A 15,364-nucleotide genomic window follows, 5' to 3' on the forward strand; every position below is an offset into this window, starting at 1 on the left:
AGAGTGGGCAAAACCCACCCTACAAGTGAACAGAGGAAATGGAACATGGAACGTTGTAAAGATTAGGCACTTGTACTGAGCGGCATCGAAGTATTGAGAAGAATTCAGTCCCTAACCCTTAGCCGCTAGATATTCCTTTGCGGCTTTCTCAACACCTGTACCCTTAAAGAAGTCTTGATTGAGACTGGTGTACAACTCCAAAGGATGGATTGAGAGGAAGTAGCGCAGGTCTTCTTCGGTAATAATTTCCTGTTCTGCCATTGAGTAGGCGTTGGCAGTAACGGCGGTGATATCAGGCACATCCCAGTGACCAGAATCAGAACCCAAGAAGGCTTTAACTCGGTCGCCAAAGGGATTAGCGGCACGATTAAAAGCTTGAGATACACGGGTATCGTCTGATTCCGTACCGAAGTAGAAATGATTCAAGAAGCGATCGCGCACATCTTCTGGCTGATCAATTCCTGCTAGTTCAAATTCATCAAGTTCGCCTGGATTTTCTGGAGACAATAGTTGATGGTGGAATCCTAAACCGTCACCAATTTGATCTAAGCGTCCATCTACAAGTTCGCCACCGTAGCGGGTGTACAACTCTACTAATGCTTCCTTATCGATAATGGCAGGATTGTTATTTGACAACAAATGTTGTTTGTTGCGGGTTTCCCAATGCCAAATAATATCAGCGTATAGACTAGCACCCCAAGCTGAACCACCTTCTAGAAAGGCAAATTTTAATTGCGGGAAGCGGCGAGTCACTCCACCAAAGAACAGCGATTTGCATAATGCTTCTGCTGCAAAGGCAAAGTGATTAATGTGATTGTACTGGGCGTTGGTAACAGAACGCTGAGTTGTCCAACCTTGGCTAGAAGCGTGAGTTGTAGGTACAACTTTGAGTTCTACGCACTTCGCCCAAAATGGATCGTAATCATACTGGCTGTCTAAACCAAAGTTATCAATCCAAACCACTTCGTTAGCCACTTCTTTGCCGTATTTTTCAAAGGCTGGAATGGGACGACGGACGTAACCGGGGATTTGAATCGCTTTGAGTCCCAGAACATTCACCGCATATTCCAATTCTTCAATCCCTTCTTCGGGAGTGTGCAGTGGAATCGCAGCAATCGGTGTTAGGCGATCGCTATAAGGGCGGAAAATGTCAGCATGGTAGTGGTTAACTGCCCGACAAACAGCCCGCCGCATTTCTTCGTTGCCGATATTCGGGGCCAATGTTGCCAAGTTGGGGTACACAACCGCAAAGTCTGTACCTGCTTCTTGCAAGCGCTCATGCAGCAACTTGGGTAAGCTAATGGTTGCCAAATTCAAAGTATTTTTTGTGGGACGACCCCACCAGTTAGGACGATTGCTGCGATAAGCAAAACGTTCTTCCCAAGTTTGTTTATACCACTTAAAGCGGGAAGATCCTGGTAAATTTTCTTTGAAACGTTCGACAAGCGCAGTTCCACCAACTTGCTCTAAATAATCCAAAACTGCTGGTTCAAATTCTTGGGTATGTACATCGGTGTCAATGATTGGATAACCAAGTTTTTCCCGAATCTGAGCAGACCTAGTTTTTTGTGGGCGGTCTAGAGCGATCATCATGATAGTTTACCCTAAATTATGCAAAAGATTTGTGTATCTTTTGATCCCCCCTAGCCCCCCTTAAAAAGGGGGGAAGTGAGCCACTTTTTGCCCCTTTTTAAGGGGGTTGGGGGGATCTTTTTGCCCCCCTTTTTAAGGGGGGTTGGGGGGATCATCAAGATTGAGAAAGATAACGAGAAAATGGAATTAACGGCCGGCGGTAGCCAAAAATTCATCTGCTGTTTTTTCGACAGCCGTACCTTTGAAGAAGTCACGATTCAGGCTGGTGTACAACTCCAAGGGATGAATTGACAGGAAATATTGCAAATCTTCTTCAGTGATAATCTTGCGTTCTACCATTGAATAGGTATTAGCAACGATCGCAGTGATATCAGGTACGTCCCAGTGACCGGAATCGGAACCCAAAAATGCTTTAACACGGTCGCCATAAGGATTGGCTTTGCGGTTAAAGGCTTGAGCTACACGAGTATCATCTGATTCTGTACCGAAGTAGAAGTGATTTAAAAAGCGATCGCGGATATCCTCTGGCTTCGTAACTCCTGCTACGGCGAATTCATCTAAATCACCTGGTTCTAAGGGAGATACTAAATCAGCGTGGAAACCTAAACCGCTACCTAGCTGATCCAAACGACCATGTATTAATTCATCACCATAGCGGGTATAAAATTCTAGCAGTTCTTCATAATTAACATTGGCAGGATTGTTATTTTCCACCAAATGGTCTTTATTGCGGGTATCCCAGTGCCAAATCAAATCGGTGTACAAACTAGCACCCCAAGCTGCACCTCCTTCTAAAAAGGCAAACTTGAGTGTGGGAAAGCGGTGAGTTACACCACCAAAGAATAAAGATTTACATAGTGCTTCCCCAGCCGAAGCAAAGTGACCAATATGGTTGTATTGGTAATTGCTAATCGAACGCCGATTTATCCAGCCCATACCGGAAGAGTGGGTGGTGGGTACAACTTTAAGTTCTACGCACTTCGCCCAGAAGGGATCGTAATCATATTTGCTATCCAAGCCAAAAGTGTCAATCCAAATGGCTTCGTTGGCTACTTCTTCGCCATACTTCTCGAAAGCGGGAATCGGGCGGCGGATATGTCCGGGGATTTGAATTGCTTTGAGTCCCAGCACTTTCACCGCATATTCCAATTCTGCGATCGCCTCTTCGGGCGTATTCATTGGGATGGAAGCAATGGGTGTTAAGCGATCGCTATAAGGACGGAAAATATCAGCGTGGTAAGTGTTAGCTGCACGGCAAACAGCCCGCCGCATTTCTTCATTCCCGATGTGTGGCGCCATAGTTGCCAAGTTAGGGTACACAACTGCAAAGTCTGTACCAGCTTCTTGTAAGCGCTCGTGCAACAACTTCGGCAAACTAACGGTAGCTAAATTTAAAGCGTCGTTAGTGGGACGAGTCCAGAAGGGAGGGCGGGCGGTGCGGTGAGTACGGCGTTCATCCCAAGATTGCTTGAACCATTTAGAGCGAGATGCACCAGGTAAGTGTTCTTGAAAACGTTGTGCGATCGCAGTTCCAGCAACTTGCTCTAAATAGTCCAAGAATGCTGGGGGAAACTCTTGGGTATGTACATCGGTGTCAATAATCGGATAACCCAGTCTTTCCCGAATTTGAGCAGACTTGGTTTTTTGTGGACGGTCTAGTGCAATAGTCATACCATGTTACCTGAATTTTCAAATGAATTGGTCAAACAATTTTGGATTTTAGATTTTGGATTTTGGATTGATTTGACAGATAAATCTACTTGCTCTGTACATCAAGGAATTATTGGTCACGAGGGAAGTAGGAAGTCTTTGAACCTGGAAGTTGCACCTTTGAAAGACTTTAGGACTTACGCAATAACCCTCTGAAAGTCTTATTCCTTTGTGTCCTTTGCGTTCTTCTCTAACGAGACGCTGCGCGAATGCGGTTCGTTTTTCATGATTTTGCGTAAGTCCTGGACTTAATTACAAAAATTTGTTTTTCTTGCTTAGAAAAACTACTGATATCCTGCATTCTTTGCTCCCCCTGCTCCCTCATCCCCCCACTCCCTATTTCTCTTCAGCAGCCCAATCTGTTAATTTAAAGTTCGACTTTGCTAAACCCTGCGAAACTAAAAAATTCTTAGTGCCTTCTAAAAGTTTCACACCCTCAGCTGGTAATGGTTCTTCTGATACCTGCTTGAGTGGGAACGATACTTTGATGATATCGACGGGATATTTAGTAATTTGGGCGTGGTACTGATAATATTCTTCAGAATTAGCTTTTAAATCCTTGACTGCTTCTGTGAGAATTGCATTAAATTTCTGGGGAAAATCAGGCTGTTTAGCCAGAAAGCTTTCAGTCGCTACAACTAATGATGTCCCTGAAAGACCCTGATGATTCGCAGAAGAATCAATCACTGGAAACCCTTGTGATTTCAGAAAAGGCCCCAGATCACTTGAAGTTGCATAAGCTGCTACATCACCACGTTCTAAAGCCGCTTTTGCCTCAGTAGTCATCAAGTGGACAACTTTTACATCTTTGGCAATTTTAGCTTCAGCTAACAGACCCAGCAGATATCGATGCATATAAGAACCTTTTTGGGTAGCTATTTTCTCACCTTTAAGTTCAGCGAGCGATCGCGGGCCATTCTTTTTCGCAACCAGCCAGGCGGTTGTATTAAATTGACTGATTCGCAGCAATCGAGTTTCCACACCCCTAGCTCTCAAAACTATGGCTGGTGTATCGCCTAAAGAACCAACATCTAGTTGACCTGCGACAAGCGCCTCATTTAGATCCGGCCCGTTAGGAAATCGTGCAAAAGTAATGTTTTTAAACCCAGCTTTTTGCAGTTGACGATTTAATATTCCCTTTTTCTTTGCCCACCCAAGTGGCCCTGTAGGTTCTACACTACCTACATAACCTATTCGTAGGGTAGAAATGTTGTTAGATGCAGCTACAGCACTATTGGTATTAATGCCCTGAATGGATTGAGCAGATTTAGTTTCGCCTTGGCTACATGCTGTAGTTAGTAGCAGTAGGACACAAGCTACTGAAGTTGATAATCTTGAAGGAAGTTTATAGCAGTTCTCGATTGCGTGAAGTACAATTTTGACCTCTCTCCAAACCTCTCTCCTAAAAGGAGAGAGGCTTTGAATTTTTCCCCCTTCCCGCGTCGGGAAGGGGGTTAGGGGGTTAGGTCTGTCTGCATACCTATAGCGGTTCTCGATTGCGTGAAGTACAGTTTTGACTTTTGACTTTTGACTTTTGACTTCCCCAAAGGGGTTAGGTCTGTCTGCATACCTGTACCTCACCAAATTGAAAATGGCTATATTTTTACTGATAGAACCTGTTCCTGCTTTGAACGACAGCATGACTCTTTTCCCCACGATGCTATTTCATCTGCTTGAGAATTTGGAATGTTTGATCTGTTTTTGCTGTTGATGTACGTTTATGTCCCCAACCAATGTTTTCACGGTAACTACCTAGTAGCCCGACTTTTACCAATTCTGCCTCGTTGACTGAAGTCTGCATGTCACTTTCTGGTGCTACATAAAGAGCATCAACTGGACAATACAATTCGCACATATAACAGGTTTGGCAGTCACTCTGTCGGGCAATGGTTGGCGGTGCATCAGGTACACGGTCAAACACGTTGGTCGGGCAAATATTTACGCAGATATTACAATTTATGCACCGCGACTCGCTGACCAACTCAATCACACTAACGCTCCTATTTTGGATGGTAACTTTTCTGTACTCTCTAAAGGCTGAACCTTCACCCAGACTTGATCTAATCCGCCACTAATCAGGTAATGTTGCTGGTTAGGATCTTGTTCAGGATAGTCTAGATGTCTGTGCATACCACGAGTTTCTTTACGTTCGATGGCACTGCTGTACATCCATCGGGCTGTGGCTACCATCGCCGCAGCTTCTCGCGCCCGGATTAGCTCTTTCTCTGACGTTACCTGGCTACTGCGGAGTTCATGCCAAAGATGATTTAGCCTACCCAAAGACTCGGTTAAGCCTTGTTCTGTACGGAAATAGTTCTTTTCATAGGGAAATACTTCAGCTTGAACTGCTTGAATAATTTCATTATTTGCCAAGGTTTGAGAGCGATCGCTCCCACTCTGTAATACTACTTCTCCAACACCCTTAATATGGCGTCGAGTTTTGTATTCCCCCAAACTGCGCGTATATTCAGCAGCCGATTTTCCAGACCAATAGCCAGAAGATATTGCCCAAGCCGCATTATGGCTACCACCACCAGTGAATCCGCCACAAATCAGTTCGCGTGTAGCAGCATCTCCAGCCGCGTAGAGTCCCTGTATAGAACTGGCACAACTCTCATCTACAATCCGAATTCCTCCCGTACCGCGCACGGTTCCCTCTAGGCGCAGAGTCACAGGGAAACGTTGGGTAAATGGATCAATACCTGCGCGGTCAAAGGGTAAAAAGAAGTTAGGCTGTGCTAAACGCATAGATGAGCGCATCGATTCAGCCGCTTTGTCTATGATAGCGTAAACTGGCTGTTGCAGCAATGTCTGGGCAATTACTGAACGTCTATGAGAACTTGCTCCCGGAATCACAGTGCCGTCTTCGTAGGTGAAGGTCGCCCAATTATAGAACAGGGTTTTGGTAACTGAAGAAAAGGCGGGGGAGATGCCATAAGCATTGGAAAATTCCATACCCGACATCTCAGCACCTGCTTCAGCCGCCATTAAGTAACCATCCCCTGTCAGGACGTTGCATCCTAACGCTTTACTGAGAAACGCACAGCCGCCTGTAGCAATGATCGTGCCTGGCGATCGCACTACCCATTTCCCACCAGTCTGACGATTCATACCTGTTGCACCGGCAACAGCACCATCGTCATCAACCAGTAGTTCTAAGGCGGGGCTGTTGTCTAAAATTTTGACTCCTGCCCTTTGGATTTGTCGCCGCATCAGCCGCATATATTCTGGCCCTTGCAGCGATCGCCGATAGGGTTTGCCTTCGTCGTCGGTGGGAAACGGATAACCCCACTCTGCTAACTGATTGACGTTTACATAGGTCTGATTCAGTACCCGATCCATCCAGTGGCGATCGGATAAAAAACCACCCAACGATTCCCGACTTGCCTTTGCTGTTTCTCGTGCTTCTGGATCAGGTGGCACGTACCACACACCATTCCCAGATGCAGCAGCGCATCCAGTTGTACCACAGTATCCTTTGTCTACAAGCACAACTCTAGCTCCACTTGATGCAGCACTCCAAGCCGCCCAAGTTCCAGCTGGCCCACCTCCAATTACAAGCACATCTGCTTGGAGGTCGTGTTCAAAATCGGTTGTTAACGTCTTCAGCATCTACCATTTCCCCCCATCGATAAAGTCTTAAGCATCAAGTCTTCACCCCATCGATGCTGCAAAATATTCCCAAACCTGTTTGCCTATCTACTTGACGTCTTACTAGTAGCCTTAATTTGTGGCTCCTTAAGACAGGTTGCCACCAGATTGGCATTACAGCAACTACTTTAACCTGATAGATAAACCGTAGTTTTTAATATAACAAAGCTTTTCACAGTTTTCGATAAAAAGCAAGCATTTTAGCAAATAAATTTAAACGTAAAGTTATGTAAAATAAACTTTGTTATCTCTCCCAAGAGACTTGCTTTTTTCAGTATTTTGTGCTGACATCCAATGCTAGTGCATAAAATACTTAATCTCGATAGGTTTGCTGTTGTTTAATAAATTTTTCTAGACAAGAGCAAGGAATCCCATTTCGGCTTAAGGCATCTACCAATGTTTTTCAGAGTTCGAGCAAGAGTGAAAGTAGCTAATAGCTGATAAGCTGTTTAGCGTCTAAAGTTTATAAATTCCAAAACCCTAGCCATCCTAAGTGAGGTGCATTGGCACAGAGGGAATCGGAAATATCTGGTTTCTGAGAATAACCATTTGGCAAAAGTTTGTAAAAGACTGAAAGTTACAAAATATCTACAACTAACACTTACAGTTGGTTACAGCCGACTGGATTTTTAGTTATTTAACCCGTTTTAACTGACTTCAGCTACTAGTCCCATAGCTGAATTGTATGATGTGTCAAAAGTTTTTGCCATGGAAAGCCAGTAGCGTAGTTAATCTAGGTGGTTGGTTTGGTTATACCCTTGCTCATCAAGAAGGTACCAATAACGATGCAACCATAATTAATGGTGCGCTTACCTTAGCTTTTCCAGACCTGTTTAAAAAAGCGAATCTAGGGGGGTTGGTCTTTGGTGTACCGCCTAAAGTCACTAGCAATGACATAACTACTCGCACAAACAAAGATACCTCCTTACATATAGAAGGTTTTTATACCTATCGGGTGAATGACAACATTAGTGTTACCCCAACTTTGTTTGTAATTCTCAACCCCGAAGGAAATTCTGCCAATGATCCAATTTTGGTAGGTGCTATACGTAGTACATTTAATTTCTAACTGGTAGACTTTTTTCTCTCCCCCTGCCTCAAGCTCAATACTTATCTAGATTTTGAACAGTAGCATCTTCTAAATTATCTAGTTTGTGAGAATTGTTCCTTGAGTTCGAGGATTTGTAATAGAAACCACCTACCTCTGCCAAAGTATAGAGGGGCCTGGCTTTAACTTCTTCGTAGATGCGCCCGATATATTCGCCTAAGATGCCAACACTGACTAACTGCACAGATCCGAGAAAGAAAATTGCCATCAAAATAATCGTAAACCCGGTTAAAGGCGAATGGGGGACAAAAAGACGCCAATACAAGACTAATAAAGCCATAAAGATGGCCGCCGCCGCTGCTACTAATCCTAAGTAGGTTGATAACCGCAGTGGCACTATTGAAAAGGACACTAGACCATTGATGGCAAGCGCCAAGGATTTGCTGAAAGTGTATTTAACTTCCCCAGCAAAGCGGGGGCTGCGCTCAAACCGAATTGCCGTTTGCTGAAAGCCAACCCAAGAACGCAGACCACGAATGTAGCGGGTGCGTTCTGGCATAGAATTAAGAATATCTACGATCTGCCGATCCATTAAACAAAAATCACCAGTATCAGTAGGAATATCTACATCTGCCAGCTTTTTAAGGATGCGATAAAAGAAGTAGGCAGTAAAACGCTTAAACCATCCTTCCTTGAGGCGTTGAGTGCGTTGAGCGTAGACGACCTGATAGCCCTGTCGCCATTTTTCAACCATGTCGGGGATTAGTTCTGGTGGATCTTGCAAGTCAGCATCAAGGATGATGATAACTTGACCTCGGACAAAATTAAGACCAGCAGTAACTGCAATCTGGTGACCAAAGTTACGAGCAAAGCTCAGATAGCAAATGCGCGGGTCTTTTTGATGGAGGTCTCGTAGTAGTTGTAGGGAGCGATCGCGGCTACCATCATTGATTAAAATTAATTCGACAAGACCATCCATCCGATTCATGACTGCACTCAGTCTGCGGTATAGTTCAGGAATAATTTCTTCTTCGTTATAAATTGGAACAATCAATGAATACTTTGGTACCATCTAGGAATCCCGTTTAATTTTTGAACAGCCAAGCTGACGACTGCTTGTCATCATCAAGGTTTGGTTCTCAGTATACCTAGTAAGACTCAAGTCAGATTCTCATAATTTATTTATTCTTCGGATTTATGTAATCTGAAGAGTCTGATTTTTTCAGCCTTTCTACAGCTTTTTTGGGAAAAGTCCGACGATGGCGATACCAAGTAGACCCTGCTACCAGCGTTCCAGTTAAGCCTAAGGCGAGTACTAGCGGCAATAAATCGCCTGTATTGACTGCCTTCAGACCAGAACTACCTAGTAGTACAAAAGGTAAGACACTAGGAACAGTACCAAGTGTTGTACCTAGAACATAATCTTTAAAGCTGATCGAAGTCAGTCCAGCAACAAAGTTGACCAAGCCATAGGGCATGATCGGTACTAGTCGGATGGCAAACATATAGAAAAGCCCTCCACGACGTACCTCAGCATCCATAGCTTGCCAGCGTCCTGCTAATCGTTTTGCAACTGTTTGGCGTCCAACAGTCCGAGTAAAAACAAAGGCAATTATTGCCGCAATGACTGCTCCAACACTAGTCCAGAAAGTACCCAGCCAAGGGCCAAAAATTGCACCTCCAGTCAAATTTAGCACCGTTGAGGGCAGAACTAACATAGTTGCCACAACGTACAAAGCAATATAAATAATCGGTGCCCAGATTCCAGAGGATTTCAGCAATGCTTGAATTTGTGCTGGTTCAATACCGCCAAGGAGATATACTGCTATACCAGTTGCGATTATGCAACTCAGTGTGAGTATCAAAATACCAGCTTTCAAGTTCCACATTAGAATACTCCTACTTTTTTTGTAACCCAACCCATCTTTGTGAAATTTCCCCTTTAATAAATTATTAGGCACTACCAAAAAATAAATCATCCAATCTTAATTTGTAGGGTGCGTTAAGAGGTACGGCACCGTCTATATAGCGCTTCTCATTTGGATGCAATACGCTCTGACCTCTCTCCAAACCTCTCTCCTTTTAGGAGAGAGGCTTTGAATCTTACCCCCCTTCCCTTGTAGGGAAGGGGCTGGGGGTTAGGTCTGTATTCCATGCAATTGAGAACTGCTATAGAACCCATTTGGGATCTCTGATGACGAGCTAAGATCAGGAATAAATGGCATACTCCAGCAGCTTAACCGACAAAGAATTTCACTAACTACCCCAATAGGAATTATTTTGATAAAGTTATCTAATGAGATTAATGCTGCTACAACCATTACTGTAAAATGAAAGAAGAGTTCTATGAAATAAACAATAAAACCTTTTAAAAAAATCGCAATATTTGATATATTATCAGGAGAGAATTCCGAAATAATTTGTTCGGACAAATCCAAAATCGCTGCTCAAGTTACTAAATGGGTAAACAGAGCTATCAGCAACAGTGCAGATTCGTGTTATCTAAGATTATATGAGGCAAATAGAGAAAATATAGATATAATCATTGAAAATCTATCCTACAAAGAATTGCAAATTATTTTACCATTTTATCTAAATTATAAATCTTCTTTAGTTAGTGCTTTTCATTTTAGAGAAAAGGATCAAATTAAAATGCCAGAGGCAAAAAGCCATAGTATACTGTTTGGAAAATCATGTCACTCATTAGAATCTATAAAAGAGGCAGAGCATGAGGGATTAGACTATGTATTTTTTTCACCTATTTTTGCGACCCCAACTCATCCAGAGGTAAAAGGTATTGGTATAGATATGCTCACTCAAGCTTGCAAATCAACACAAATGAAAGTTTTTGCTCTTGGGGGAATTAACGAAAACAATTATAAAAAATGTCTTGATGCTGGTGCGTCTGGTATTGCAGCAATTAGCATGTTTAAAAAGTAAAATATTTTTCCTGTCAGAATTTTATTAAACATGAAATATTGCTTATTTTTTGGTAATAGTTGCTGAAATTAAATTGCTGTTTCGCGGGCAACTCGACCCAGCGCGATCGCGTGAGTTGCAAGAATTATAGTTGCTCTCTAATCCTGGTTGAAACGGATAATTGCAGGTTAGTTGCTCTCTAATCCTGGCTGAAGCGCAATTGTAGTTGCATTTAATCTTGGTTTGTAAATGTCGGGAAGAGCAGGTTTGAGCGATTAGTATTGCAGGTTGCTACACCTAAGCGATGCTATTGTTATAAATGCCTTGTTTGGAGGAAGTTTAGGTCTTATAGAGGATATAAAACCTAACTTAGAGCGGCGAGGTGCAATTTTTGGCGATCGCTCTCCGGTTCTAAGTCAAAGATAAGCATTTAATAAGGCGATCGCTATTTCACCACTCAGAAATCTGCAATTTTCTTAGAGTAAATGAAAAGCGATCGCTTGCGGAGTGTGAGTCTGCGTACTCCTGTTCTTAAGCAAGCTAGCAAGAGCATTCGCACTCTTTGCGCCTACGGTGGTCACTGAGCAAGGCGCAAGTGCGGTAAACTACGCCCTCTTCAATTTCTTAGAGGATGAGGGGCGATCGCAGTAGTTCATACCAAAATGAAACGCTACACAGCAACTTGCTCCCAGCTAGTATTCTCCTCAAGAATATCGATTTCAACTGGACAAAGCACTTTAGGTTTCATTTGTTGCAAGTCGCACAGCACGATTTTGACATCCTCAGTATTAAATTTATAGTACTCAGTTAAAGACCCAATGGGATAATTAAAGTCCCGATAGCGGTGTTTAAAATACAATTCAATATTCCCCCGATGTTGCCAACTTCCCAGTACCTTAATCGCAACAGTTTGGTAGTGTGCAAGTAAATCTGTTTCTACTTCTGCTACTCGCTTGATAACAAGTCTTTGAGTTACTCCTATCTTGTACAAAGTTCCAATATTAGTTTGAATCTCTAAAAAATACAGTGTACAGGATAGAATACGTTGAAGTTGAGCGCGGTAGAGTTTTAAATCAGTAAGGCGGTATGCCAAATCTGGGGCATTTTTGTACTCGGCGTGTTTAAAAGCTAGCTCCAGCTTCAGGAGCTTTTTAAGTAATAGTGGCGACTGCACATCGTTGAATCGCGTTAACTCCAGCGCTCCAACAGGAATTTTACCCAAATCACTAAATTCATATTCAGGTGGGGTTAAGTATATGTTTTTTATCAACATTCCTGCTTTGATTAAACCAGGAGTAACTAAGTAGGAACTAATATGGTAATTTTTGGCTCCGTACTCCTTATGGAGTAGTTTTAACTGTGCCAAATCCTTGCCAGATAGCTGAATGTTGAAATTGTCATAGAGTGGTAAAGTTGGGAATTCTCGACTAGCTACGGGGCGGCAAGTTTGGTCATTATGAGCAAAATGATGCTCTTTCACCTGGCCTTTTTTAGCAGTTAACTCACCATAACAGTAAGGACACTTAAGTGAAGTCTTACCTCTAGTGATATCTTCAATACATACCAATATCCCATCTTCATTTACACCATATTTTAGCCACATTGCCACACCATTATTGAATAGTTAAAGTTGCTTTTACAAGGAAAGCTTCAACTTTTCAAAAATGTATCTATCTTCTGGGCTATCAAAATAGGTACTATTAAATCTGGTATTGCTCAGTGGTATATCTCATGCAGCTTTGTCCTCTTGATTTAACAGCTGCAACCAGTAAACAAGCCTTTGACACTATGCCTCGCTGACTTTAATGCTTGCCGAGCCTAGCGCTTGCTGGGGAAGATTGCTCGGAAATCAGCCAGCATTTCTAGTGATTCGCCAATTTCCAAGCACTCGGTAATGTAAACTACATAACTTTTGATGCGATAAGACCAATAAATACGGCAAGACCTAGCGCTCTGCGAAAATAATTAACGCCTTGAAATAATTCCAGCCACGCCCAAGTAAATAACGAGCCATTTGCCAGTACGTCTAACACTGTATTGATTTTGCCACTTGTAAAAATTAGAGCAAGTATACTAGTTACTATCCAAACAATAAGTGGCAAGTTTGGCATTTGAGCTAAAACAATTTTGCCATCGCTGTCACGGAAGGTTTTATCAACTAATGTAGAATCCATCATTTTTCATTGCAATTCTTTAATAACATTGAAACATTCAGGTAAATCTCTTTTCAAGCATCTAATTGCTGAGATTAGAGTGGTAAAGCATATTCATATATGACTATATTGAGAGGCAGACTCACACGGAATCCACCAAAATATATTTATCATGGCATGAATGCAATTTGGATTTCCCCACCTTTTGATTCTATCTTTAGATAGAGCGATCGCCTTCTTGCGATCGCTTCACGCCATTACTTAATCTCTAAGAGATGAGGAAAATTTGTATAAATTACTACTGCAAAATTTCTTAGAGGAAAAGTCAATAACTCAACTTTCCTCTGGTGCGGACACACTCGTGAACGCTTGAATCTCAAGAATGGGAGCGATCGCCAACGGCGGGGCGGAATCGCTAGCATTGCCACACAACGTTTGTGCCAGTTGTTAGCCAAAGGTCAGTTTTTATGTTTGAACAACAACCTGAAGATTTACGATTTTATGTTAAACAGTTAGCTACCGAAGCTTTAGAAAGATCAGAGCCATCGGCATGGTTTGAAGTTTTATATGCCGAAGCTAAAGGTGATACAGCAAAAATTCCTTGGGCAAAGTTAACTTCTCACCCTTATCTACAAGACTGGTTGACCAATCATCAACCGTTAGTTTCTGGACAAAAGGCGCTAGTCATTGGTTGTGGTTTGGGAGATGATGCCGAAGCTCTAGCTCATCTGGGATTTGAGGTAACTGCTTTTGATATTTCTCAAAGCGCGATCGCTTGGTGTAAGCAGCGATTTCCCAATTCGGCTGTCAACTATCTAGTTGCAGATTTGTTAGCAATTCCCTCACAATGGCATCAAGCTTTTGACTTTGTTTTTGAATGTCGTAATATTCAAGCTTTGCCGTTGAATGTGCGTTCTTGGGTTATTTCTTCAGTTGCCTCCTTTATAGCTACCGGTGGCACACTTTTGCTGATTACTCGTGTTCAAGATGAAGAAGCTGAACCGAATGGCCCACCTTGGCCATTATCAGAATCGGAACTCAAACAGTTTGATAGTTTGGGATTACAGCAAGTACAAAAACTCGTGTTTTTAGAATCTGAGCAAATAGACGTTAAGCAAGTGCGGATTGAATATCAAAGGCATAATTCTTTGACATCCTCTGAGCGCTAACCGCTTGTGTTCTGGCGGGGGTTTACTGGGAGATGTCACTTTCAGTTCTGGGGGATAATCAGCTAGTCGGTCACACCCTTTGTAATCACCTTGGAACCAAATCAGCTAAACATATTTCCAGAAGTGAAACCCATGCCAGCACTTTTGGTAAAGGCGCTGGTGATTATTGCTATGGGTTGCCAACAGCAGTAAACGCCGCCTTTTGATGGGATGCTCCGGTTGACCGACGCGCACGGCAAGAGTTGGAGTTGAACTTAATTTTGAAGTGGCGCAGTCCATTTAATAAAGAAAACTCTTAGAGATGGGGGCAACCGTTTGGTTAGAAGAAAGTCAAGTTTAGTGTTAAAGCAAATCCTTTTCAACAGCAGATTAGTGAGTTGATTATTATTGATATTCATAGTTATTGTTCTGGTTTACCGAACCGATAAGTTAGAGTAAACCGTAATCTTTTTTATTACCTAAATTGGTGCGGTAATCATCAATTACTTGGTGATGATAACCGAACTCACAAGCTTGTTAGTTCTCAATAATATGGTAATCAAAGCAAGGAATTAAATCCGAAGTTCATTGAGCAAAAAACTACTACTGGTACGAGGGATAAATTAATATGCTAGTTCGTCGTTACAACCCCTGGCAAGAATTGAACACTTTAGAACGTCACATCAACGGCTTATTTGGAGATACCAGAGTCCCATCTGCACGGTTGGAAAAAGACTTTATCAGAGTTCCGGCTGCTGAGTTGCACGAAACTGATGATGCGATTCATCTAAAGCTAGAACTACCAGGATTAGACGCTAAAGACTTAGATATTCAAGTCACCGAAGATGCTGTTCATATTAGCGGTGAGCGCAAGTCTGAAACTAAAACTGAAAACAATGGCACTACCAAGAGTGAATTCTACTATGGTAAATTCCAACGTGTAATTCCTCTATCTGCTCGGATTCAAAATACCAATGTCACCGCAGATTATAAAGACGGTATTTTGAACCTGACACTGCCTAAGTCTGAGCAAGAAAAGAACAAAGTTGTCAAGGTTAATCTAGAGCAACCCGCTGCCTAATTGGTTCTGATGAAACTACTTTACCGACAATAATTGATTGAGATAGCTAAGAGCTTGGTTA

General features: G+C 42.5%; 15 protein-coding genes. 5 read left to right on the forward strand and 10 right to left on the reverse strand.

Annotated elements, in window-relative coordinates:
• Window positions 1-111 precede the first annotated feature (111 nt).
• From V7K85_RS34055 to V7K85_RS34075, 5 genes are all read right to left on the reverse strand, one after another.
• On the reverse strand, window positions 112-1,593 hold the full coding sequence (locus V7K85_RS34055) for an amidohydrolase family protein (protein WP_334820758.1): 1,482 nt from the start codon (window positions 1,591-1,593) through the stop codon (window positions 112-114).
• A 186-nt stretch (window positions 1,594-1,779) separates the two neighbouring features.
• Window positions 1,780-3,264 carry an amidohydrolase family protein gene (locus tag V7K85_RS34060; protein WP_334820760.1) on the reverse strand — a complete coding sequence of 495 codons (1,485 nt, stop codon included), beginning with the start codon at window positions 3,262-3,264 and terminating at the stop codon, window positions 1,780-1,782.
• A 375-nt stretch (window positions 3,265-3,639) separates the two neighbouring features.
• Window positions 3,640-4,944, reverse strand: coding sequence for an ABC transporter substrate-binding protein (locus V7K85_RS34065; protein WP_334820762.1), 1,305 nt, complete (start codon window positions 4,942-4,944; stop codon window positions 3,640-3,642).
• Between the two features lie 19 nt (window positions 4,945-4,963).
• Entirely contained in the window at window positions 4,964-5,293 is a 330-nt protein-coding gene (locus V7K85_RS34070; protein ID WP_334820764.1) for a ferredoxin family protein, read from the reverse strand.
• On the reverse strand, window positions 5,290-6,915 hold the full coding sequence (locus V7K85_RS34075) for an FAD-binding protein (protein ID WP_334820765.1): 1,626 nt from the start codon (window positions 6,913-6,915) through the stop codon (window positions 5,290-5,292). The genes V7K85_RS34070 and V7K85_RS34075 overlap by 4 nt, the downstream gene beginning before the upstream one ends.
• 742 nt (window positions 6,916-7,657) lie before the next feature.
• Here V7K85_RS34075 and V7K85_RS34080 point away from each other — a divergent pair.
• Window positions 7,658-8,023: an iron uptake porin gene (locus tag V7K85_RS34080; protein ID WP_334820767.1), complete on the forward strand. Its 366-nt coding sequence runs from the start codon at window positions 7,658-7,660 to the stop codon at window positions 8,021-8,023.
• A 34-nt stretch (window positions 8,024-8,057) separates the two neighbouring features.
• On the opposite strand, the gene V7K85_RS34085 is transcribed toward V7K85_RS34080, so the two are convergent.
• Complete coding sequence (locus V7K85_RS34085) at window positions 8,058-9,074, reverse strand: glycosyltransferase family 2 protein (RefSeq protein WP_334820769.1); 1,017 nt, start codon at window positions 9,072-9,074, stop codon at window positions 8,058-8,060.
• A 106-nt stretch (window positions 9,075-9,180) separates the two neighbouring features.
• Window positions 9,181-9,891, reverse strand: coding sequence for a TVP38/TMEM64 family protein (locus tag V7K85_RS34090; protein WP_334820771.1), 711 nt, complete (start codon window positions 9,889-9,891; stop codon window positions 9,181-9,183).
• Between the two features lie 529 nt (window positions 9,892-10,420).
• On the opposite strand from V7K85_RS34090, the gene V7K85_RS34095 reads away from it, so the two are divergent.
• The gene (locus tag V7K85_RS34095; RefSeq protein WP_334820847.1) at window positions 10,421-10,942 is read left to right on the forward strand and encodes a thiamine phosphate synthase; all 522 of its coding nucleotides are present in this window, start codon (window positions 10,421-10,423) and stop codon (window positions 10,940-10,942) included.
• A gap of 649 nt (window positions 10,943-11,591) precedes the next feature.
• On the opposite strand, the gene V7K85_RS34100 is transcribed toward V7K85_RS34095, so the two are convergent.
• The 3 genes from V7K85_RS34100 to V7K85_RS34110 form a co-directional block, all read right to left on the reverse strand.
• Window positions 11,592-12,524, reverse strand: a complete 933-nt coding sequence (locus tag V7K85_RS34100) for a competence protein CoiA family protein (RefSeq protein WP_334820849.1) — start codon at window positions 12,522-12,524, stop codon at window positions 11,592-11,594.
• Window positions 12,525-12,822: 298 nt separating this feature from the next.
• A complete protein-coding gene (locus tag V7K85_RS34105; RefSeq protein WP_334820851.1) occupies window positions 12,823-13,095 on the reverse strand; it encodes a hypothetical protein in 273 nt (90 codons plus the stop codon).
• 236 nt (window positions 13,096-13,331) lie between these two features.
• Complete coding sequence (locus V7K85_RS34110; RefSeq protein WP_334820773.1) at window positions 13,332-13,529, reverse strand: hypothetical protein; 198 nt, start codon at window positions 13,527-13,529, stop codon at window positions 13,332-13,334.
• 12 nt (window positions 13,530-13,541) lie between these two features.
• Between V7K85_RS34110 and V7K85_RS34115 the strand changes: the two genes are divergently transcribed.
• From V7K85_RS34115 to V7K85_RS34125, 3 genes are all read left to right on the forward strand, one after another.
• Window positions 13,542-14,243, forward strand: coding sequence for a class I SAM-dependent methyltransferase (locus V7K85_RS34115; RefSeq protein WP_334820775.1), 702 nt, complete (start codon window positions 13,542-13,544; stop codon window positions 14,241-14,243).
• A gap of 32 nt (window positions 14,244-14,275) precedes the next feature.
• A complete protein-coding gene (locus tag V7K85_RS34120; RefSeq protein ID WP_334820777.1) occupies window positions 14,276-14,449 on the forward strand; it encodes a hypothetical protein in 174 nt (57 codons plus the stop codon).
• A 401-nt stretch (window positions 14,450-14,850) separates the two neighbouring features.
• On the forward strand, window positions 14,851-15,303 hold the full coding sequence (locus V7K85_RS34125) for an Hsp20/alpha crystallin family protein (RefSeq protein WP_334820779.1): 453 nt from the start codon (window positions 14,851-14,853) through the stop codon (window positions 15,301-15,303).
• The last annotated feature ends 61 nt before the right edge of the window (window positions 15,304-15,364 follow it).

This window comes from Nostoc sp. (assembly GCF_036917615.1).
Lineage (GTDB): Bacteria > Cyanobacteriota > Cyanobacteriia > Cyanobacteriales > Nostocaceae > Nostoc.

Coding starts and splice junctions, on each gene's coding strand:
- V7K85_RS34065 (WP_334820762.1), bottom strand. CDS start 4,944: ATGCTGTCGTTCAAAGCAGGAACAGGTTCTATCAGTAAAAATATAGCC.
- V7K85_RS34085 (WP_334820769.1), bottom strand. CDS start 9,074: ATGGTACCAAAGTATTCATTGATTGTTCCAATTTATAACGAAGAAGAA.
- V7K85_RS34125 (WP_334820779.1), top strand. CDS start 14,851: ATGCTAGTTCGTCGTTACAACCCCTGGCAAGAATTGAACACTTTAGAA.
- V7K85_RS34055 (WP_334820758.1), bottom strand. CDS start 1,593: ATGATGATCGCTCTAGACCGCCCACAAAAAACTAGGTCTGCTCAGATT.
- V7K85_RS34120 (WP_334820777.1), top strand. CDS start 14,276: ATGTCACTTTCAGTTCTGGGGGATAATCAGCTAGTCGGTCACACCCTT.
- V7K85_RS34100 (WP_334820849.1), bottom strand. CDS start 12,524: ATGTGGCTAAAATATGGTGTAAATGAAGATGGGATATTGGTATGTATT.
- V7K85_RS34075 (WP_334820765.1), bottom strand. CDS start 6,915: ATGCTGAAGACGTTAACAACCGATTTTGAACACGACCTCCAAGCAGAT.
- V7K85_RS34060 (WP_334820760.1), bottom strand. CDS start 3,264: ATGACTATTGCACTAGACCGTCCACAAAAAACCAAGTCTGCTCAAATT.
- V7K85_RS34115 (WP_334820775.1), top strand. CDS start 13,542: ATGTTTGAACAACAACCTGAAGATTTACGATTTTATGTTAAACAGTTA.
- V7K85_RS34090 (WP_334820771.1), bottom strand. CDS start 9,891: ATGTGGAACTTGAAAGCTGGTATTTTGATACTCACACTGAGTTGCATA.
- V7K85_RS34105 (WP_334820851.1), bottom strand. CDS start 13,095: ATGGATTCTACATTAGTTGATAAAACCTTCCGTGACAGCGATGGCAAA.